Annotated in this window: 18 protein-coding genes and 1 pseudogene; 5 read left to right on the top strand and 14 right to left on the bottom strand. The window is 61.5% G+C overall.

The features are described 5' to 3' along the window. Positions 1-22: 22 nt before the first annotated feature. The 10 genes from hbdH to ACZ9H3_RS04825 form a co-directional block, all read right to left on the bottom strand. Positions 23-793: a 3-hydroxybutyrate dehydrogenase gene (hbdH, locus tag ACZ9H3_RS04870; RefSeq protein ID WP_476219920.1), complete on the bottom strand. Its 771-nt coding sequence runs from the start codon at positions 791-793 to the stop codon at positions 23-25. A 10-nt stretch (positions 794-803) separates the two neighbouring features. Next, positions 804-2,195: a GntP family permease gene (locus ACZ9H3_RS04865; protein ID WP_476219918.1), complete on the bottom strand. Its 1,392-nt coding sequence runs from the start codon at positions 2,193-2,195 to the stop codon at positions 804-806. Between the two features lie 267 nt (positions 2,196-2,462). After that, complete coding sequence (locus ACZ9H3_RS04860) at positions 2,463-3,845, bottom strand: sigma-54 interaction domain-containing protein (RefSeq protein ID WP_476219916.1); 1,383 nt, start codon at positions 3,843-3,845, stop codon at positions 2,463-2,465. A gap of 39 nt (positions 3,846-3,884) precedes the next feature. Then, complete coding sequence (locus ACZ9H3_RS04855) at positions 3,885-4,907, bottom strand: ABC transporter permease (protein ID WP_065758336.1); 1,023 nt, start codon at positions 4,905-4,907, stop codon at positions 3,885-3,887. Continuing rightward, positions 4,907-5,965: a microcin C ABC transporter permease YejB gene (locus ACZ9H3_RS04850; RefSeq protein ID WP_476219914.1), complete on the bottom strand. Its 1,059-nt coding sequence runs from the start codon at positions 5,963-5,965 to the stop codon at positions 4,907-4,909. The genes ACZ9H3_RS04855 and ACZ9H3_RS04850 overlap by 1 nt, the downstream gene beginning before the upstream one ends. Next, positions 5,962-7,818 carry an extracellular solute-binding protein gene (locus tag ACZ9H3_RS04845; protein ID WP_476219912.1) on the bottom strand — a complete coding sequence of 619 codons (1,857 nt, stop codon included), beginning with the start codon at positions 7,816-7,818 and terminating at the stop codon, positions 5,962-5,964. The genes ACZ9H3_RS04850 and ACZ9H3_RS04845 overlap by 4 nt, the downstream gene beginning before the upstream one ends. Before the next feature lie 145 nt (positions 7,819-7,963). Next, a complete protein-coding gene (locus ACZ9H3_RS04840; protein ID WP_065758339.1) occupies positions 7,964-8,245 on the bottom strand; it encodes a peptidylprolyl isomerase in 282 nt (93 codons plus the stop codon). Between the two features lie 33 nt (positions 8,246-8,278). Next, on the bottom strand, positions 8,279-9,385 hold the full coding sequence (locus ACZ9H3_RS04835; protein ID WP_099774929.1) for a 3-deoxy-7-phosphoheptulonate synthase: 1,107 nt from the start codon (positions 9,383-9,385) through the stop codon (positions 8,279-8,281). Positions 9,386-9,934: 549 nt separating this feature from the next. Then, positions 9,935-10,600 carry a response regulator transcription factor gene (locus ACZ9H3_RS04830; protein WP_099774927.1) on the bottom strand — a complete coding sequence of 222 codons (666 nt, stop codon included), beginning with the start codon at positions 10,598-10,600 and terminating at the stop codon, positions 9,935-9,937. Between the two features lie 44 nt (positions 10,601-10,644). Continuing rightward, on the bottom strand, positions 10,645-11,190 hold the full coding sequence (locus tag ACZ9H3_RS04825) for a PQQ-dependent catabolism-associated CXXCW motif protein (protein WP_476222702.1): 546 nt from the start codon (positions 11,188-11,190) through the stop codon (positions 10,645-10,647). 166 nt (positions 11,191-11,356) lie between these two features. Here ACZ9H3_RS04825 and ACZ9H3_RS04820 point away from each other — a divergent pair, with 166 nt between their 5' ends. Then, entirely contained in the window at positions 11,357-11,998 is a 642-nt protein-coding gene (locus tag ACZ9H3_RS04820; RefSeq protein WP_099774923.1) for a response regulator, read from the top strand. Here ACZ9H3_RS04820 and ACZ9H3_RS04815 read toward each other — a convergent pair. Together ACZ9H3_RS04815 and exaA are read right to left on the bottom strand one after the other, a co-directional pair. Further along, the gene (locus ACZ9H3_RS04815) at positions 11,995-12,648 is read right to left on the bottom strand and encodes a pentapeptide repeat-containing protein (RefSeq protein ID WP_099774921.1); all 654 of its coding nucleotides are present in this window, start codon (positions 12,646-12,648) and stop codon (positions 11,995-11,997) included. The genes ACZ9H3_RS04820 and ACZ9H3_RS04815 overlap by 4 nt on opposite strands. A gap of 115 nt (positions 12,649-12,763) precedes the next feature. Beyond that, positions 12,764-14,636, bottom strand: a pseudogene (gene exaA / locus ACZ9H3_RS04810) (quinoprotein ethanol dehydrogenase). A 267-nt stretch (positions 14,637-14,903) separates the two neighbouring features. On the opposite strand from exaA, the gene pedF reads away from it, so the two are divergent. The 3 genes from pedF to ACZ9H3_RS04795 are packed head-to-tail and all read left to right on the top strand — an operon-like array spanning position 14,904 to position 17,036. Further along, the gene (gene pedF / locus ACZ9H3_RS04805; RefSeq protein WP_099774919.1) at positions 14,904-15,341 is read left to right on the top strand and encodes a cytochrome c-550 PedF; all 438 of its coding nucleotides are present in this window, start codon (positions 14,904-14,906) and stop codon (positions 15,339-15,341) included. 3 nt (positions 15,342-15,344) lie between these two features. After that, the gene (locus tag ACZ9H3_RS04800) at positions 15,345-16,100 is read left to right on the top strand and encodes a quinoprotein dehydrogenase-associated SoxYZ-like carrier (protein ID WP_476219907.1); all 756 of its coding nucleotides are present in this window, start codon (positions 15,345-15,347) and stop codon (positions 16,098-16,100) included. Between the two features lie 9 nt (positions 16,101-16,109). Continuing rightward, positions 16,110-17,036 (top strand): quinoprotein relay system zinc metallohydrolase 1, encoded by a 927-nt coding sequence (locus tag ACZ9H3_RS04795; protein ID WP_102053783.1) that lies wholly within the window; start codon positions 16,110-16,112, stop codon positions 17,034-17,036. A gap of 76 nt (positions 17,037-17,112) precedes the next feature. Here the strand turns inward: ACZ9H3_RS04795 and ACZ9H3_RS04790 are convergent, their stop codons facing one another. Further along, positions 17,113-18,264 (bottom strand): acyl-CoA dehydrogenase family protein, encoded by a 1,152-nt coding sequence (locus tag ACZ9H3_RS04790; protein ID WP_065758349.1) that lies wholly within the window; start codon positions 18,262-18,264, stop codon positions 17,113-17,115. Between the two features lie 16 nt (positions 18,265-18,280). Beyond that, complete coding sequence (locus ACZ9H3_RS04785) at positions 18,281-19,360, bottom strand: enoyl-CoA hydratase/isomerase family protein (RefSeq protein WP_476219904.1); 1,080 nt, start codon at positions 19,358-19,360, stop codon at positions 18,281-18,283. Positions 19,361-19,698: 338 nt separating this feature from the next. On the opposite strand from ACZ9H3_RS04785, the gene ACZ9H3_RS04780 reads away from it, so the two are divergent. Beyond that, positions 19,699-20,880 carry a porin gene (locus ACZ9H3_RS04780; RefSeq protein WP_099774913.1) on the top strand — a complete coding sequence of 394 codons (1,182 nt, stop codon included), beginning with the start codon at positions 19,699-19,701 and terminating at the stop codon, positions 20,878-20,880. Positions 20,881-20,909 lie beyond the last annotated feature (29 nt).

Genomic DNA, 20,909 nt, shown 5'->3' with positions numbered 1-20,909 from the left:
CCCGTCTGGCAAAGCGTCTGCCTTACTGGGCCAGCCAGCCGCCGTCGATGTTCCAGGCGGCGCCGCGAACCTGGCTGCCAGCCTCACTACAGAGGAACGCTACCAGCTCACCCAGGTGTTCGGGGGTGACGAAGGCCAGTGACGGCTGCTTCTCTGCCAACAGGTCGTGTTGCGCCTGCTGCGGATCGATGCCACCTGCGGCGCGGTCGTCGATCTGCTTTTGCACCAGCGGCGTCAGCACCCAGCCAGGGCAGATAGCATTGCAGGTGATCGGGGTCGTGGCGGTTTCCAGCCCAACCACCCTGGTCAGCCCGATCACCCCGTGCTTGGCTGCAACATAGGCGGCTTTACCCACCGAGCCGACCTGGCCATGCACCGAGGCGATATTGATGATCCGCCCCCAGTTGCGTTGGCGCATGCCCGGCAGTGCCAGCCGCGTGCTATGGAACACGGCTGACAGGTTGAGCGCGATGATCGCGTCCCAGCGCTCGGTGGGAAATGTCTCAACCGGCGCAACGTGCTGGATGCCGGCATTGTTGACCAGGATATCGACACCCCCGAACTCGCGGTCGGCATAGGCGAAGAGGTCTTCGATCTGCTGCACATCACTCAGGTCGGCTGGGTGGTGGCCCACCCGGGTGCCGTGACGGGCAACCTCGGCGATGGCCGTACTGGCGTCACCGAAGCCATTGAGTATGAGGTTGGCACCGGCTTGGGCCAATACCTGCGCGATCCCCAGGCCAATACCACTGGTAGAGCCGGTCACCAATGCGGTTTTACCGTTGAAGTTCATGTTGTGCTCCTTAAACGATGCCCGTGGCGTAGAAGGTGGCGATAACCACGAATACCGCCAGGGTCTTGATCAGGGTGATGCCGAAAATATCCTTGTAGGCTTCGCGGTGGGTCAGCCCGGTGACTGCCAGCAAGGTAATCACCGCGCCGTTGTGAGGCAGGGTGTCCATGCCGCCGCTGGCCATCGAAGCCACGCGGTGCAGGACTTCCAGCGGAATGTTCGCGGCGTTGGCGGCAGCGATGAATGTCTCCGACATGGCCGCCAGGGCGATGCTCATGCCGCCGGATGCAGAACCGGTAATGCCCGCCAGCAGGGTGACGGTCACGGCTTCGTTGACCAGTGGGTTGGGAATGCTCTTGAGCGCATCGGCCAGCACCAGAAAACCCGGCAGCGAGGCGATGACTGCACCGAAGCCGTACTCCGACGCGGTATTCATCGCGGCCAGCAAGGCACCGTTGACGGCGCTCTTGGTGCCCTCGGCCAGGCGCGTGCGAATGGCCCTGTAGCCGCACACCAGCACCATCAGAATGCCAATCAGCAACGCGGCTTCTACTGCCCAGATTGCGGTGAGCTTGGCGATATCGCTTTGTACCGGGGTGCTCATGCCGGGCAGGCTCAAGCTATGGGTCTTGCCGTACCAGGCGGGAATCCAGTGGGTAAACAGCAGGTTCATCACCCCCACCAATACCAGTGGCGACAGGGCCAACAGTGGGTTGGGCAGGGTCAGGTCGGTGGCTGTTTCGGGCTCATTGCGCAAATCCGTGCCGTAACCTTCGCCGGCCCGTTGGGCCTTGTTGCGTTGGCGTTGCAGGTAAAGCATGCCGGCACAGAAAACGAACACCGTACCGATCAGCCCCAGCCACGGTGCTGCCCAGGCGGTGGTGTTGAAGAAGGTACTGGGGATGATGTTCTGGATCTGTGGGGTGCCGGGCAAGGCGTCCATGGTGAAGGAGAACGCGCCCAGGGCAGTGGTGGCCGGGATCAGCCGCTTGGGGATGTTGCTCTGGCGAAACATTTCGGCCGCGAACGGGTAGACGGCGAAAACCACCACGAACAGCGAAACGCCGCCATAGGTCAGCAGTGCGCAGACCAGTACGATCACCAGCATTGCCTGGCGGGTACCGAGGACGCGTATGGCTGCAGCGACAATCGAGCGGGAAAAGCCGGACAGTTCAATCAGCTTGCCGAATACGGCACCCAGCAGAAACACCGGGAAGTAGAGCTTGATGAACCCGACCATTTTCTCCATGAACACCCCGGTAAAGGCGGGCGCAACGGCAGAAGGGTCTGTCAGCAACACCGCGCCAAGGGCTGCGATGGGGGCGAACAGGATAACGCTATAACCACGGTAGGCAGCCAGCATCAGCAGCGCAAGCGCTGCCAGGGCGATGATTACACTCATCGAGTGTCTCCTTGAGGCATCTTGTTTTTGTTGATGCGACGGAGATAGCGGGATTCGTGCCAGTTTTACAATGTATTGAAATATAAGGATTTTATTGTTTTTGAGCGCAATGCGAGGCGCTATTTTCTCTGAACAGAGACAAGTGATTGGCCTGAGTGCGCTGTGTCGCTGGAAATCAGCCGGATTAGCGCTGTATAGCTTCTGTCTCTATAAAGAGACGGTGTTTCTCTTTATGGAGACAAGCGCTGCGCGCAAGGCCGGCGACGATCACAACCCCAGCGCAACCATTTTCTTGTACAGGGTCGAACGGCCAAGGCCCAGTTGCCTGGCGGCTTCTGGCACGTTGCCTGCGCACTGCGCCAACGTATCGGTCAGTAACTGCCGCTCGAAATCTTCGCAGGCCTGTTTGTAGGTTTTCTGTGGCGCTTGTTGCGCCAGTGGCGCCAAGGTGCCCAAGGCGGCCTGGATGTCGCTCGCGCCGAGTCGTGGATGATCGGCCAGCAAGGTCGCTCGCTCCAGTACGTTGCGCAGTTCACGTATGTTGCCCGGCCAGGCATGCCGGAGCAGCAGCGCCTGGGCCTCGCCATCCAGCTCATGCTGGCTACCCAGGTCTTCCAGAATCGCCTCGCTCAGGGCCGGCAGATCTTCCAGCCGTGCGCGCAGCGGTGGCACATTGATCGGCAAGACATTGAGCCGGTAATACAGGTCGGCACGGAAGCTGCCATTGGCCATGGCAGCCTCCAGGTTTGTCGACGTGGCCGCGATGATCCGTACGTCACTGCGCATCACCTGGTTGGAGCCAACGGGTTCGTACTCTTTCTCTTGCAGTACACGTAGCAACTTGCTCTGTAGCGGCAACGGCATGTCGCCAATTTCGTCGAGGAACAAGGTGCCGCCCTGGGCGATCTGCAGTTTGCCGGGGCGGCCCTTGCGGTCTGCACCGGTAAAGGCGCCTGGCGCCGTGCCGAAGAACTCGGCTTCCAGCAAGGCTTCCGGGATGGCCGCGCTGTTGATGCTGACAAACGCCTTGTGCGCACGCGGTGAGGCCGCGTGAATGGCATGGGCCAGGAGTTCCTTGCCGGTGCCGGTTTCGCCGAGCAGCAGCACCGGTGAGTCGCTGCCTGCACCGCGTCGGGCACGGCGTTTGATCTCAAGGGTTGCCGCGCTGGTGCCAATGAACTGGGCGAAGCTGTACTTGGCCTGGCGCGCCTGCAGCAGCGAGCGGGTCGAGGCCAGTTCCTGCTGCATGCTCGAGTAGCGCTTGAGTAAAGGCGAGAGGCTGCGCAGCTCATCAAACAGGGCGAAGCCAATGGCGCCGATCACGCCGCCTTTCGTATCCTGAATGGGCAGGCGCATCACCACCAGCGGCTCCTTGGGGGTGTCGAGCATGTCGAGCAGTATGGGGCGCCCGTTGCTGACCACTTCACGCATCAGGGTGCCGGGGATTACCGCTTCGCACGGTTGGCCGATGGCGCTGCTGGCATCCTCCAGGCCAAAGCGGCGGGCATAGCGCTCGTTCATCCAGACGATGCGTGCATCGCGGTCAACAATCACCGTGCCTTCGCTGGATTGCTCGATGATTTCGAACAGCGAGCGAATCGCCAGTAAGCGTACCCGCTGATAGTCCTTGAGGTTGTCGCTGTCGTGCATGAACCGCTCCTTGGGGCCGGGTCAGGAATTATGCACCGCTCAGGCCCGAGGATCGAAGGCTTCGCGCAACGCATCGCCAATGAATACCAACAACGACAGGATCAGCGCCAAGGCGAAGAAGGCGGTGAAGCCCAGCCATGGTGCCTGCAGGTTCTGTTTGCCCTGGTTCACCAGTTCGCCCAGCGAGGCGCTGCCGGCAGGCATGCCAAAGCCAAGGAAGTCGAGGGCGGTAAGGGTCGAAATGGCGCCGGTGAGAATGAATGGCAGGTAGGTGAGGGTGGCGCTCATGGCGTTGGGCAGGATATGCCGGAGGATCACCAGCCGATCAGGCAGGCCCATGGCCCGTGCGGCCAACACGTATTCCAGGTTGCGCCCACGGAGGAATTCGGCACGTACGACATCCACCAGGGCCAGCCAGGAGAACAGGGCCATTATCCCCAGCAGCCACCAGAAGTTCGGTTCGACGAAACCAGAGAGAATGATCAGCAGGTACAGCACCGGCAAGCCCGACCAGACTTCCAGCAGGCGTTGACCGATCAGGTCGACCCAACCACCGTGATAGCCCTGCAGTGCGCCAGCCGCAACGCCAATCAGCGTACTGACAGCGGTCAGCGCCAAGGCAAAGAGGATCGATACTCGCGTGCCGTAGAGCACCCGCGCCAACACATCGCGGGCCTGGTCGTCGGTGCCTAGCCAGTTGTCTGTCGACGGCGGGCTGGGGGTAGGTTGCAGCAGGTCGTAGTTGGGGGTGTCGGCGCTGAAGGGGATCGGCGCAAAGAGCATCCAGCCACCCTGTTGCGCGATCAACTGGCGCACGTACTGGCTGCGGTAGTCGGGTTGAAAGGGCAACTGCCCGCCAAAATCCTGTTCGGTGTAGCGCTTGAGGGCCGGGAAATACAGGTCGCCTTTGTAGCCCAGCAGCAAGGGCTTGTCGTTGGCGATCAGTTCAGCCCCCAGGCACAGGGTAAAGAGGCCGATGAACAGCCACAGTGACCACCAGCCACGACGGTTGCGCCGAAAACGCTGGAAGCGCCGAAGGGCAAGCGGTGAGGGCTTGAACATCATGCGTTCCTCGTCGCGAAGTCGATGCGCGGGTCGACCAGGGTGTAGCACAGGTCGCCCAGCAGGCGGATCAGCAGGCCGAACAGGGTGAAGATGAACAGCGAGCCAAATACCACCGGGTAATCCCGTGATACGGCGGCTTCGTAGCTCATGCGGCCCAGGCCATCGAGGGAGAAAATCACCTCGATCAACAGCGAACCGGCGAAAAATACCGAGATCAGTGCCTGCGGAATGCCGGCCACCACCAGCAGTATCGCGTTACGGAACACATGGCCATACAGCACCCGCCGCTGGCTCAGCCCCTTGGCCCGGGCGGTGAGTACATAGTGGCGGGTGATTTCGTTGAGAAAGGCGTTCTTGGTCAGCAGGGTCAAGGTGGCGAAGCCTCCAATCACCAAGGCGCCGACCGGCAATACCAGGTGCCAGAAGTAGTCGGCCACTTTGCCCAGCAGGCTCAGCTCGGCAAAGTTCTCCGAGACCAGGCCGCGGACCGGGAACCAGTTCAGTGAGGTGCCGCCGGCGAACAACACGATCAACAGCAGGGCGAAGAGAAAGGCCGGCAAGGCATAGCCAATCACGATCAATGTGCTGCTCCAGGCGTCGAAGGCACTGCCATGATGCACCGCCTTGCGAATGCCCAGGGGGATGGAAACCAGGTAGGTAATCAAGGTCGCCCAGAAGCCCAGGGACAGCGTGACCGGCATTTTCTCGAGGATCAGGTCGGTGACGGTCGCGCCGCGAAAGAAGCTCTTGCCGAAGTCGAGCCGTGCGTAGTTGCTCAGCATCAGCCAGAGCCGTTCGGGCGCCGATTTGTCGAAGCCGTACTGGCGCTTGATGTCATCCAGTAGCTTGGGGTCCAGGCCTCGGCTGGCCCGCGAGCCGCTGTGCAGGGTTTCGCTGCTGGAACCCGGGGCGCCAGCACCGATGCCCTGCAGACGGGCGACGGCTTGTTCTACCGGGCCGCCAGGTGCCGCCTGGATGATGACGAAGTTCACCAGCAGGATGATCAGCAGGGTTGGCACGATCAGCAGCAGGCGTCGCAGGATATAGCCGGTCATGGGTTGCTCCCGGCCACGGTGCCCTTGCCAAGCCGTTCAGCCATCTGTGCATTGGTCAGAGGTGTGGGGCTGATTTCCCACCAGGTGTCCAGCGCCTCGTCGTTGCTGGCCTGCACCTTCGGCTGGCCGAAACGGTTCCACCACACGGTAGAGGAGCCCGGTGGATAGTAGTTGGGAATCCAGTAGTGGTTCCATTGCAGCACCCGGTCCAGTGCATGCGCATGGCGCAGCATGTCCGCCTGGGTTGCGGCTTTTACCAGGCCATCGATCAAACGGTCCACGGCCGGGTCGCGCAGCACCATGTAGTTGTTTGAACCTGGGTCGTCGGCGGCTGCCGAACCAAAGTAGTTGTACAGCTCAAGGCCTGGGGAGGGCGATACGGGGTAGCCGGTGACGATCATGTCGTAGTCGCGTTCCATCACGCGGTTGATGTACTGCGAGGCGTCGATACGGCGGATGTCCAGGGTAATGCCGATCTGTGCCAGGGTTCTCTTCCACGGCAGCAACAGGCGCTCAAAGCCGTTTTGGGCATTGAGGAAGGTGAAACTCAGGGGTTCGCCCTGGGCGTTGACCAAGTGGTCGCCTTGAGCTAGCCAGCCCGCCGCGTTCAGCAAAGCCAGGGCCTGGAGTTGCTGGGCGCGGATCAAGCCTGAACCATCGGTTTTCGGCGCCTCGAACACCTGGCTGAAGGCTTCATCGGGAATCTGCCCGCGCAACGGTTCGAGCAAGGCCAGCTCTTCTGCATCTGGCGGTTTCGTTGCCGCCAGGGCTGTATTGGCAAAGTAGCTGTTCTGGCGGATGTACAGGTTTCGCATCATCTGCCGGTTGCTCCACTCGAAGTCCCAGAGCATGGCTAATGCCTGACGTACGCGCCGGTCCTGGAACACGGGCCGTTGCAGGTTGAAGACAAACCCTTGGGCGCTTTGTGGTGCTTCTCGGGCCAGGTGTGCACGCTGCAGGCGACCGTCGTCCAGTGCCGGGCCGTTGTAGCCCAAGGTGTAGCCGGTGGCAGAAAACTCGCGGTTGTAGTCGTAGCCGCCGCCGCGCAGCACCTGCCGTGCAACATCGGTATCACCAAAGTACTCGATGCGGATCTGGTCGAAGTTGTAGCGTCCGCGATTGACCGGCAGGTCTTTGCCCCACCAGTCGCGATTGCGCTCGAAGGTGACGCTGCGGCCATTGTCGATGTGTGCAATGCGGTAGGGGCCGCTGCCCAAGGGCGCTTCAAAGCCGCCACCGGCTGCGAAGTCGCGGGTTTTCCACCAGTGTTCAGGCAGCACGGGCAGGGTTGCCAGGTCCAGCGGCAGGGTCCGGTTCTGATTGTTCTTGAAGAGGAAGCGCACCTGACCTGGCTGTTCCACTTCAACCGCGGCAACATCGGCAAACTGTGTGCGGTACTTCAGGTTGCCCTCACGCATCAGCAGCGCGAAGGTGTACTTCACGTCTTCAGCGCGAATCGGCGTTCCATCGGCAAAGCGCGCGCGCGGGTCAAGGTAGAAACGCAACCATAAGCCATCCGGGCCACGCTCCATGCGCTCTGCGACCAAACCATAGACGGTATAGGGCTCATCTTCGCTGCGCACCGCCAAGGGGGCGTACAACCAGCCGTCTACCTGGCTGACGCCGATGCCCTTGTCGATGTAGGGCAACACATGGTCGAACTGGCCGATTTCCAGCGCGGAGCGGCGCATCGTCCCGCCTTTCGGGGCATCGGGATTGGTGTAGGCGAAATGCTGGAAGCCGGCGGCGTAGCGGGGGGCTTCACCGTAGACGGTCAGTGCATGTGAAGGCGCTGCCAATGCGGTGATTGGCACGAAAAGCAGGGCGAGGACGTAGCAGAATGCTGACCGCATGGAAGGTTGGCCTGATCGTTTGGCGGTGTGTGTCTGTTCGTTCTGACAGTGTACGCAACGACGGCGGGGCAACGCACTGCGATCCTTCCAGGTCCAGTGCCAGGCGCACGACCCAAAGGGGCCGTGCGCTGGATGCCGATGACGTTTAGTCCTGGCGGCTGGTGACTTCCAGCAGGTGGTAACCGAACTGGGTCTTCACCGGGCCTTGTACGGTATTGACCGGTGCGCTGAAGACCACGGTGTCGAACTCCTTGACCATCTGGCCAGGGCCGAAGCTGCCCAGGTCGCCGCCTTGGCGGCTGGACGGGCAGGTGGAGTGCTTCTTCGCGATTTCAGCGAAGTCGGCACCGGCTTCGATTTCGGCTTTCAGTTCGTTGCACTTGGCTTCGCTGGCAACCAGGATGTGACGGGCAGTGGCTTTGGCCATGATACAGGGCTCCTTGGCGTTAAAATGGCGAGCCTACAGGATTGCGCCGGGTTTTTCCCGCGCATTCTCGCGCAGTGCGTCGGCGGCATTGGTGAGCAACGTCTCGGTGCTGTTCCAGCCCAGGCAGCCGTCGGTGATCGATACCCCATAGCGCAGTGGTTGCTTGCCCAGTGCCTGGCAGCCGTCGAACAAATGGCTCTCCAGCATGACCGCAACCAGCGCGCGGTCACCCTGCAGGCGCTGCTCCAGCACCTCGTTGAACACCTGTGGTTGGCGGGCCGGGTCCTTGCCGCTGTTGGCATGGCTGCAGTCGACCATGATACGCGGCGCCAGGCCGACGCTTTCCAGCCCTTTGCGCGCCTGCTCAATGCTCTGGCGATCGTAGTTGGGGCCCTTGTGACCACCGCGCAATACCAAGTGGGTATCCGGATTGCCCAGGGTCTCGATGATCGCCGGGTGCCCTTGGGCATCGATGCCGAAATGACGATGGCCATGAGCGGCGCTGCGAATGGCATCGCAGGCAATCCCGATACTGCCGTCGGTACCATTCTTGAAGCCCACCGGCAGGGCCAGGCCACTGACCATCTCGCGGTGTACCTGTGACTCGGTCGTGCGGGCACCGATGGCGGCCCAGCTCAGCAGGTCGTCGAAGTAGCCTGCGGCCATGGGTTGCAACAACTCGGTGGCAATCGGCAAGCCCAGCGCAAGCATGTCCAGCATCAGGCGCCGTGACAGGTTCAAGCCGCCGTGCATGTCATCGCTGCCATCCAGCTGCGGATCATAGACCAGGCCTTTCCAGCCGACCGTAGTGCGTGGCTTTTCGATGTAGGCGCGCATCACCAGCAGCATCTGGTCATCGACGCGTTCGGCCAGATGGGCCAGGCGCTCGGCGTATTCCAGTGCAGATTGCGGGTCGTGGATGGAGCAGGGGCCGACGACGACCAACAGGCGTGGATCGCGGCCTTCGAGGATGGCTTTGACGGCTTGGCGGTGCTGCTCGACCTGTGCGCTGAGCGCATTGGATAGCGGCAGGTGCTGCTTGAGCATGTGGCTGCTGGGCAGGCGCTGGCTAACAGCGGTATTGGCGGCAACCTGAGGTTGCGGGTGAGTCAGGGGCAGAGCGAGGCTGGACGATTGCATATTCGGGAATCCTTGGCGAAGAGCGGGTTCTGGCCCGCGCAGCCGGCCCTATCGAGGTGTTCGACAGTGGGCCGGATTAAGATCATCTGTGTCGTTGCCACCTGTGTTTGACCGATCGGCGGCGGCTGGCAGGCCCGAACGGAACTGGCTAAATCGCCACGCGATGCAACCTGGGTAACGGTAATAAGTGCTGTAGTTCATGTGCTGTTCCTCAATGTGTGTGGTGTACGACGCCCAAAAACAAAAACCCCGGTCGGGGAGCCGACCGGGGGTTGAGTATTCTCTGTGCCTGGCGTCCCCTTGGAAGTGGGCGCCGGTGTAGGTATCAGCGGCGCCGTTGGCTAAACCAATACCCAAAATAAAAGCTGCCTGGAGCGCAGCTACCGCACTCGGCAATAGCCAGCAGCGGCTGCGCGAGGCGACCGGTGTGACGTGCTTGAGTGAGGGTGGTAAGTGACATGTCTGTCTCCAGTTGATGTCCCCGAGCTTACTGTAGGGCGGCCCGCGGATTCAATAGTCTTTTTGCATGAGTGCGATAAACCTGCCCGCTCAGCGTCGCAAGTAGGCGGTAAAGTCGATGTCGCCGGCACTGAGAATCGCCTGCACCCGGTTATGCACGTTGAGCTTGCGCAGAATGGCCGAGACATGGGCCTTGACCGTGGTTTCGGCGATATCGAGGTTGTAGGCGATCTGCTTGTTCGACTCACCCTTGGTCATTCGTTCAAGCACCAGCAGTTGCTTGCGGGTCAGTGCCTGGAGCAGCTCCGGGGCAAACCCCTGAGGCTCGTTCTGGCTACGCCGGCTGGTGTTTTTCTGGGTGCGGATGATGTCAGGCGGCAGGTAGACATTGCCGTTCAGGATCTGCTCGATGGCTTCGGTCATTTGCGACCGTGGTGAGGATTTGGTGATGAAGCCCACCGCGCCATAGGTGATTGCCTGCAGGACCACTTGCTTGTCCTGTTCAGCCGAGACAATGACCACAGGTACCGTGGGGGCCTCGTTACGCAGGTTGATCAGCCCGCCTAGACCGTGCATGCCCGGCATGTTCAGATCAAGCAGGATCAAGTCGAGGTCATCGGCGTTCTGAGTGAGCGCCAGGGCGCTATCCAGGTCGGCGGTTTCCAGCACTTCACTGCCAGGGAAGCCGTCACTGATCACATTGTGGATGGCCTCGCGAAACAGCGGGTGGTCGTCGGCGATCAGAATCTTGTACATGGCTTTGCACCTTATTGTTGTGGTCATGCTCGCAGGCAGGAAACTCAGGGGAAGACTTCGGGTGTTGCAGCGCTCAGTGGCAGCCCGGCGGCCTCCCACGCGTCGATGCCGTCACGGTACCAGTACAACCGGGTGTAGCCCAGCCTGGCAGCACGTTTGACCGCGTTCCAGCTTAACCAGCAATCAGAGCGGCAATAGAACACCAGTGGGCGTTGCCGGTCGCCAGCGCTCAGGCGGTGCAGGTGTTTCTGGAAGTAGGCCGCCCAGTCGGCGTTCAACTCGCCATCCCCGGTGTTGGCCAGCCAATGGCTACCGGGCAGGTTGGCATGCGCTTCGCTATCGATGAACTGGCCATGCAACCAGGTGCGGCGGTAGACATCGATCAGCACAGGCCCCGGTGTTTCTCGCAACAGGCTTTGCAACTGTTTGGTGTCGAGGGTTTGCGCCGGTTCAGCGTGGGCAGGGGTGGGGCTTCGATACAGGGCAATGCGGTAGCCATCGCTGGAAAACAGCGGCGTTTCGGCAAGCACCGGCAGTGCCACGACGGCAGATAGCGTCAGGCAGACGAGGGCGGACATGGCACGCAACATGGTCGGCAGTCTCATTTTTGTTATGCCTTCATTACAGGCCAGTCGTGACGCTTTGTGAATGCGACCATCGACAGCTAAAGCAGTACCAAAGTATTAGATTGTGCGCGTTGTGGCAGCTCTAGCATGAAGGCCTGCGACGACCAACCCACTCACTGCCGGAGGCTGTATGGAGATCTTGCTGGTCGACGACCACCCGATGGTCCGCCTTGGCCTGGCACACACCTTGCGCGAGGCGTTGCCTGAGCTGCCGATTGCCGAGGCGGCCAGTGGTGAGGAGGCCTTGCAGCGGGTGCAGGAGCAACTGCCAGGGTTATTGATCATGGATTTCGACCTGCCCGGTATCAGCGGCCTGGAAACCACCCGGCGCCTGCGTCAGCGCGTACCGCAGTTGCGAATCCTGTTTTTCAGCGAACACACCGAATTGAGCCTGGTGCGACAAGCGCTTGATGCCGGCGCCTGCGGCTTCCTGTCCAAAGCCGTGCAACCTCAGATACTGGTGGAGGCGGTTCGTCGGGTGCTGTCCGGGCACGCCTACATCGAACAGTCCTTGGCGACCCAACTGGCCTGCCAGTCCCACCATATGCAGGCAGGCGACGCACGCCTTCGCGGCCTCACGCAGCGTGAGACGGAGATCTTCCTGATGCTGGCTAAAGGTACGCCGAGCCGGCTCATTGCCGAGCAGTTGTGTATCAGCGCCAAGACCGTTTCCAACTACCTGACCTTGCTCAAGAGCAAACTGCAGGTCAGCTCGCAGGCCGAGCTGGTGCACCTGGCGATTGACGCCGGCCTGCTGCGGATTGCCGCTTAGTCCCACGAAACCGGGCAGCCTTGGCAGGCCTCCATGTTGCTGTCCTGAAAATTCGCATAGTGCTGGCGACTACCGCGCAGGTCGGCCTGTTCCAGGTTGCTCTCACCCAGCTTGGCTTCTTGCAGGTTGGCATCGACCAGGCTGGCGCCCCTGAGGTCGGCTTTACTCAGCCAGGTCATTTCCAGGTCCGCAGCTTGCAGGTTGGCCTTGTGCAGCTTGGCACCGGAGAGTCGACCAAACTCCAGGTAGGCTGCGCTGAGGTTGGCATCGTTGAAATTGGCACCCTGAGCAAAGACCCCCCAGGCTTGCGCCGCTATCAGGTTGGCGCCGCTCAGGTCAGCCAGGCGCAGGTTGCTTTGTTGCAGGCTGGCGCGGGTCAGGTTGGCGCCTTGCAGGTTGGCTTTTTCCAGGTTGGCCAGGTCGAGGCGGGCGTGCCGCAGGTTGGCCCCGCGCAGATCCGCGCCCGCCAGGTTCATCTTGCGCAGGTCCTGATTGCTCAGGTCGGCATTGCGCAGGTCTGCATCGGGGCACTGGCTTTCGGGCTGGATGACGCAGCCGTTGATCGTCAACGGCGTGTCGTCGCCGGTGTCGCTACTGGCGGCGAAGACGGGGCTCATGGCCACGACGAGCAGCAGTGGAAGGTACTTCATGGGAGTCTCCTGGGGCAGTGAGAGGGCTATCGCTGGCAAGCCGGCAGCTACAACGCGTTGCGCTAGCTGCCGACATTGCTGGCGATGGGCGCCAGAGGCGCCCCTGAGGTTCACATCAACGCTGAGCGGTCTTGGTGTCCCAGGCCGGGATCTTGAACACCCAGAACGAACCACCCTGTGCCACCGGCTTGGTCAGCTCTGCCATGTCGCCACCCCAGAGCGGCACCGCGCCGCCATAGCCGACGGTTACGCCGATGTACTGCTCACCGTCTTGCTCCCAGGTAATGGGCGGCGAAACGATGCCGCTACCGGTCTGGAATTTCCACAGCTCTTCACCGGTCTTGGCGTTGAAGGCCTTGAAGAAACCGTCACCGGTACCGGTAAACACCAGGTTGCCCTTGGTGGCCAGCACACCGGCCCAGAGCGGCAGGCGCTCTTTGTGTTCCCAGACCATCTTGCCGGTGGTCGGATCCATGGCTCGCAGCGAGCCGACGTGGTCTTCGTACATGCGCTTGATACGGAAGCCCATGCCAAGGTACGCCGAGCCTTTCTTGTAGTTGACCTCTTCGGTCCAGTATTCCTCTTTCCACTGGTTGGACGGCACGTAGAACAACCCGGTGTCCTGGCTGTAGGCCATTGGGTTCCAGTTCTTGCCACCCAGGAACGGCGGCGAGACTTCGACCGGCTTGCCCTTCGTCTGGCCTGGCTCAGGCTTGGCTGGACGCTGCCCCGGGTTTTCGACCGGGCGACCGGTCTTGAGGTCGATATGGCTGGCCCAGGTGATGTTGTCGGCGAACGGGAAGGCGTTCTTCAGCTTGCCGTTGGTGCGGTCAACCACGTAGAAGAAACCGTTACGGTCAGCGTGGGCGGTGGCCTTGTACTGCTTGCCATCCTTGTCCTTGTAGTCAAACAGCACCAGTTCGTTGTTGCCGGAGAAGTCCCAGGCGTCGTTCGGGGTGTGCTGGTAGAACCATTTCACTTCGCCGGTGGTGGCGTCGACGCCTACCTGGCCGGAGGTGTAGAGGCTGTCGTAGTCGTGTGGGTTGCCGTCTTTGGCCGTACGTGCCCAGGTGTTCCACGGGCCAGGGTTGCCGGCACCGACGATGATGGTGTTGGTTTCGGCATCGAAACTGGCGCTCTGCCACGGGGCGCCGCCGCCATGGCTCCAGGCTTCGACCTTGCCGGTTTCGGTGGTGGGGTCGTTCGGCCAGGACGGCGCCTTGACGTCACCGGTCGGGGTGCTGTCCTTGCCGTTCAGGCGGCCCATGTGGCCTTCAACGAACGGACGCATCCAGACTTCTTCACCGGTGTCCGGGTCGCGGGCGAACAGTTGGCCGACCACGCCAAATTCATCACCAGAGCTGCCGTGAATCATCAGGACCTTGCCGCTTTTCTGGTCTTTGACGAAGGTCGGCGCACCGGTCATGGTGTAACCGGCGCTGTGGTCGCCGAACTTCTTGTTCCAGACGACCTTGCCGGTGTCCTTGTTCAGTGCGATGACCCGGGCGTCGAGGGTGCCGAAGTAGATCTTGTCGCCGTAGATGGCGGCGCCACGGTTGACCACGTCGCAGCACGGACGGATGTTGTCGGGCAGGCGGTGGTTGTAGGTCCACAGACGCTTGCCGGTCTTGGCGTCGAGGGCGAATACCCGCGAGTATGAGCCGGTCACATAGATCACACCGTCGTTGACGATGGCCTGGGATTCCTGGCCCCGCTGCTTCTCATCGCCAAACGAATAGGACCAGGCGGGGGGTCAGCTTGAACACGTTCTTGTCGTTGACCTGAGCCAGCGGGCTCCAGCGCTGAGCGTTGGTGCCCATGCCGTACTGCAATACGTTTTCGGTGGTCGTGTGGTCGTTGGCGATGTCTTCCCAGCTCACGGGCTTGGCATGGGCGGCCGGGGCCAGGGCAAGGCTGCCGACCAGCAGGACGGTCTGCACGGCGATGGACAGTGGCGAAAGCGCGGCGGGTAACGATCTTATTGTCATGGTGAGTGTTCCCAATGGAGGTTTTGGCCTGCATAGACTGGAACGCTGCTGCGCTGCGTGATACGGAAAAACTCCCGCCTGCCCCGGGAAAACTTCCCACCCCGGATATGATTTGGCACTGCCCCACAAGCCCTACTACCAAGGGAGTAGGGCGCGACCACCAAAGCAGCATGGGGGCACCTCTGCGGCCTTCCTAAGATGTCCGGCAGAACCTTTCAGTCGAGAGGTTTTCGCGTGCATCGTGCAGAGAAGTCGAGGGCAAGAACAATGAAAACAGTAAAGAAAGCCTGGTTGAGCCTGATTGTGACGGGCAGCCTGTTGAGTGCGGGCGCAGTCTTCGCCCATGGCAACGTCGTTCCCCAGGCGGTCAAGACCGACGGTCTGGAGCAACTGGGCAGCGAATGGCGCACGGAAAACCCTTATCGCAACACCGAACAACAGGAAAAGGCGGTCTCGATCGGCGCGTCTGCCTATAACCAGAACTGCGCCGCCTGCCACGGTCTGGAGGCCAAATCCGGTGGTATTGCACCGGACCTGCGCATGCTCGATGCCGGCGTGAACGGTGATGAATGGTTTGTTGAGCGCGTGCGCAACGGCGCGGTGCGCGACGGTCGTGTGTACATGCCGAAAATGGCAGATTACCTGAGCCAGGAAGCGCTTTGGGCGGTACGCAGCTACCTGGACAGCGTGCACGTCGAGGAGTGAGCCATGAGCCGCGGGCCGTTGCTGCTGGCGCTGCTGATGCTCGGTATGCCTGTGCAGGCCACTGAGCCAGGGCCGGATCCGGTACCGTCGGTGATGTGGGAGTTCTACCGTAAACAGTGGATCAAGGACGACCCCTATCTTTTTGATGCGCGGGTGCGTGTGATTGCCCCGCCATTTGCCGAGGACGCCCGCCAGGTACCGCTGCAAATCGATGCGCGTGACGTGCCGGGTAAGGTTACGCGCATTATTGCCTGGGCAGAGCTTAACCCCTTGCCGACAATCGTCGACTTTCAACCGGGGCCTCATGTGTTGCCTTGGCTGGCGATCCGTATCCGTATTGAGCAGGCTACGGCCTTGCGCGCAGCCGTGCAGACCGAAGACGGTGTCTGGCATGTCGGCTCGACCCTGATCGATGCGGCGGGTGGCGGCTGTACGGCGCCCAGCGTGGTGCGCAGCCAACCTGACTGGGAGCAGCGCCTGGGCCAGGTACTGGGTGGCCGCTACCCGCGAGAGGGGTTCAGTCGCCTGCGCGTGCACGTTGCGCACCCCATGGACAATGGCCTGGTGGCGGGCACACCGGAGTTTTTCATCGAGCAGGCTGAACTGTTCGATGTCGCCGGCCACTCGTTGGCGACCCTGGTGTTGTACCCGGCGGTGAGTGAGAACCCCAGCCTTTCTTTCGATCTGCGCGATACCGGCCCGGTACGGCTACGCTTGCGCGACAACAACGGCAATCAATTCGATGCTGCCCTGGAGTGAGACCCACCCATGCGCTTGATAGTGCTATTGCTGGCTGCGTTCAGCCTGCCGAGCCTTGCCGATCTGGACTACCGGCTGATGCCGCGCCAGATCGCCACCGACACCTGGATGCTGGAGGGCAGCACCGAAAACTTCTCTCGCAGCAATGGTGCAAACATCGTCAACAGCGCGTTTATTGTCACAGAAGCCGGCGTCGTGGTGATCGACACGGGGCCGTCGCTACGTTACGGCCAGGCCTTGCGCCAGGCCATCGCCCGTGTGACCGACAAGCCGGTCGTGCAGGTGCTGTTGACCCACCATCACCCCGACCATGCGCTGGGTAACCAGGCGTTTGCCGATGTGCCTGTCGGGGCCCTGGCCGGGACGGGTGTGCGGCTCAAGGAGCAGGGCGACGCCCTGGCCGAAAACATGTACCGGCTGGTGGGTGACTGGATGCGCGGCACTCAGGTGCGCTTGCCAGACCAGGTGCTTGAGCCCGGCCTGCAGGTGTTTGGTAGCCACCCTTTGCGTCTGTTGGCGCTCAGCGGCCACAGCGGTGCGGACCTTGCGGTATTCGATGAAAAGACCGGGGTGCTGTTCGCCGGTGATCTGTTGTTCTATCAACGCGCCCTGACCACACCGCATAGTCCGGGGCTGGACGTCTGGCTGCAGGACTTGCAGCAGTTGAAAGGCTTGCCCTGGACGCTGCTGGTACCTGGCCACGGTCCGCTGGCCAATGACTCGGCGCCCTTTGAACAGATGGTGGATTACCTGGGATGGCTCGATGGGTTGCTGCACGACAGCGCCCTGCAAGGGCTTGAGATGAACGAGGTATTGGCAACGCCGATCCCTGAGCGCTTTGCCGGGATCAGCCTGACCCAGTATGAGCTGACCCGAACCGTCAGCCATCTGTATCCGCAGTATGAACGTGACGTGTTGCGCCGGGTGGATCGCTGAGGTTTGGCCGTGAGTACGCGGCGTTTGTAGCGCTGGCAAGCCAGCCTCTCACCGCAGAGGCTGGCTCTTGTAGCGGTCAGAGCGGGTAGTGCTTCAATTCCCGCGCAATCAGCATCCGCTGGATTTCGCTGGAGCCTTCATAGATCTGGGTGATCCGCGCATCACGGTAGTAACGCTCAACCGGGTAGTCTTCCAGGTAGCCATAGCCGCCATGCACCTGAATCGCCTTGGAACATACCCGCTCGGCCATTTCCGAGGCGAACAGCTTGGCCTGGGAGGCTTCCGACAGGCACGGCAAGCCAGCGCTGCGCAGGCGCGCGGCATGCAGGATAAGCAAGCGTGCAGCGTTGATCTGCAGTTGCATGTCGGCCAGCAGGTTGGCGATGCTCTGGTGTTCGTTGATTGGCTTGCCGAACTGGATACGGTCGCGGGAGTAGGTCAGGGCCGCTTCAAACGCAGCGCGGGCGATGCCCAATGCCTGGGCAGCAATGCCGATACGCCCGCCTTCAAGGTTGGACAGCGCGATGGCCAGGCCTTTGCCGCGCTCGCCCAGCAGGTTGGCTGCAGGAATACGGCAGTTGTTCAATGTCACGGCGCAGGTGTCGGAGGCACGGATACCCATCTTGTGCTCGCTGCGATCGACGACAAAGCCTTCGTTGTCGGTAGGCACCAGGAAGGCCGAGAGGCCTTTCTTGCCCAACTCTGGATCCGTCACGGCAAAGACAATCGCCAGGCCAGCGCGGCGGGCATTGCTGACGAACTGCTTGGCACCGTTGATGACCCAGTGATCGCCTTGCAGCTCGGCACGGGTGCGCAGGTTGTGGGCTTCCGAGCCGGCTTGTGGTTCGGTGAGGCAGAAGCAGCCGATGACCTTGCCCGTGGCCAGTGGCTCAAGCCAGGTCTGTTGTTGCTCGGCGCTGCCATAGGCCAGCAGCGGGCCGCAGCCGACCGAGTTGTGAATACTCATCAACGCGCCTGTGGCGCCGTCACCCACGGAAATCTCTTCAACCGCCAGGGCGTAGGCGACGTAGTCGGTGTAGCTGCCGCCCCATTGTTCCGGCACGACCATGCCGAGCAGGCCGAGTTCGCCCATCTTCGCGACCACACCATCGTCGATCCAGCCGGCTTTTTCCCAGGCTTGGGCGTGGGGGGCAATTTCGCCTCGGGCGAAGTCGCGCGCCATGTCGCGGATCATGATCTGTTCTTCAGTCAGTTCCAGGTCTTGCATGTGCGTACTCCAGCCCTCAGAGGCCTTCGAAGAATTGGTCGACGCGCTTGGATTCCAGCGCCGCCAGGGTCGGCGGGTTCCAGCGCGGTTGTTTGTCCTTGTCGATGATCAGCGCACGTACGCCTTCGATCAGGTCGCCGTGCTCGAACCATTGCCGGTCCAGGTGCAGTTCCATTTTGAAGCAGTCTTCAAGGCTTAGCGTGCGACCCCGACGAAGCATCTGCAAGGTGACCGCCATGGCCAGCGGTGAGCGACTCTCGAGGATCTCTGCGGTTTTCAAGGCCCACTCGCGGCTATCGGCGACGCTCACGCTGCGCAGTTGCTCGATGATGCTCGGCAGGTCGGGCTGGGCGAAGAAGTGGTCGATGGCAGGGCGCAGGCCTGCCAGTGGCGGATTGTCCAGCGCCTGGGTGCCGAGCTTGGCCAGTACGCCTTGCAGGTCCTTGAGTGGGTTGGCACTCCAGTTCAGCTTGTCCAGGCGCTCGTCCAGCACGGCCAACTGGTTGCTCTCGACGTACCAGTCGGCCAGCCCGCAATAGAGTGCATCGGCGGCCTGCACCTGCACGCCGCTGACACCCAGGTAAATGCCCAGCTCGCCGGGGATGCGCGAGAGGAAGTAGCTGCCGCCGACATCCGGGAAGTAGCCGATGGCGGTTTCCGGCATGGCCAGGCGGCTGCGTTCGGTGACGATACGCAACTCGGCGCCTTGCGCCAGGCCCATGCCGCCGCCCAGTGTGAAACCGTCCATCAAGGCGAGGATCGGTTTGCGGTAATGGTGGATCGCCAGGTCAAGGGCATATTCCTCGACGAAGAAGTCCTTGTGCAGGCTGTCACCGGCTTTGTAGCTGTCGTAGAGCGAGCGGATGTCACCACCGGCGCAGAAGCCCTTCGGGCCTTCTCCACGCAGGACGACAGCACGTACCTGAGGATCGCTGCTCCAGGCCTTGAGGTGCTGGTGCAGGCTGCGCACCATTTCCAGTGTGATGGCATTGAGGCCGGCGGGGCGGTTGAGCGTCAGGTAACCGATATGGTTGCGGACCTCCGCCAGTACTTGGGTCGTGTCGACAGAGACCGGAGGGTGGGCTTGCGCGGTCATCGCTATCTCCCTGCTTTGTTATTGATTTTCCACATGAATTGTCACGCTGTGGATGAGCCTTCAAGGATTGCCGGATCGTAGCAGTGCAAATTTGCCGAATACAATCCGCAAAACTGCAGTCCTAATCTGCATTTTTGCATGGCGAACCACGCCTTATGCCTACAGTACTGGCACTTTAGCGTTGTGGCACCGCCGTACGCGGTACTAGTGCCCTTGGCCCACCGCCTGTCACGCCGGGCCAAAGCAGCAGCACTTTGCCTCCAATGCAGTGTAGGGCAGCCAGCGCAGGCTTCCGATAATCGCCTCCGACACCTGTCCCCCTGCTTGCGGAGAGCGCCATGCACAACAATAACAACGCCAATGCCCGTTTCCTGCCCTTGCTCGCCAGCGTCGCAGCCCTGGGCCTTAGCCCCTTGGCCGAGGCCGAAATCATGCTGTACGACAAGGACCAGACCACCTTCGCTACCGACGGCTACATCAACGCCTTCTACGTCAACAGCGATGTCGACCGTGCGGGTGAGCAGTACGATCGGCGCCAGTCACGGGTGAAGATGGGCTTTCTGCCCAACTACCTGGGTTTCAACATGACCCGTCAGGTCGATGACCTGAAGCTGGGCGGGCGTGCTTCGTTCTGGGTGACCATCAACGACAGTGAGACCAACGGCACTGACACGGCCATCGACGTCCGGCAGTTCTACGGTACCGTGGCCAACCCCGAGTGGGGCGAAGTGCTGATCGGCAAGGACTTCGGTCTGTTTGCCCGCTCCAACATCCTGCTCGACGAGTTGCTTGCCGGTTATGGCCAGGTCAGCGACACCCTGGGGCTGGTGGACGGTGGCGGGGTATCGTTCGGCAACATCGGCAGTGGCTATCCATACCCGTTCCCGACCTCGCAGATTACCTACCGCACGCCGCTGATGGACGGGCTGCGCGTGGCGGTGGGGATCATGGACCCGGTTGATACCAACGATGACAGCGATGTGGGCAAGGCCTATCAGGAAGCCCCGCGTACCGAGAGCGAGATTACCTATCAGTTCGACCTTGGTGGCGCGCAGATCTACAGTTGGCTCAACGGCTCCTACCAGACTTCGGAGAACACCGACAGTACGGTCGATACGGTGACCTCCAAAGGGCTCGGCTACGGTGTGCAGGCCAAAATGGGCAGCTTTTCGCTGACCGGCTCCGGCTTTACCGCCAAAGGGATCAATCCGTTTTTTACCAACAATGCCGGGGAAGCGACGCTGCGCGAGGTGGACAGCAAGGGTTACCTGATGCAGGGCTCGTACCGGTTCGGCAAGAACCGCGTGGCATTGTCCTATGGCAAGACCAACGACGATGGCAACGGTGCGGTCAATACCGGGGCGGATTACGAGACCCGAGGTGTCGCCTTGTTTCATGACATCAACGACAACCTCAAGCTGGTGGCCGAGTACAACCAGTTCGAGATCACCGGGCATGAGGGCGATGCCCAGAACGAAGACACCGATACCTTCGCGGTGGGGGCCGTGCTGACCTGGTGAGCTCCCATGCCTCTGGTTTCTGACAGGGC

Source organism: Pseudomonas sp. TE3910 (assembly GCF_056279025.1).
The sequence above is the reverse complement of the archived record's forward strand: the minus strand, read 5'-3'. Positions and strand labels throughout refer to the sequence as shown.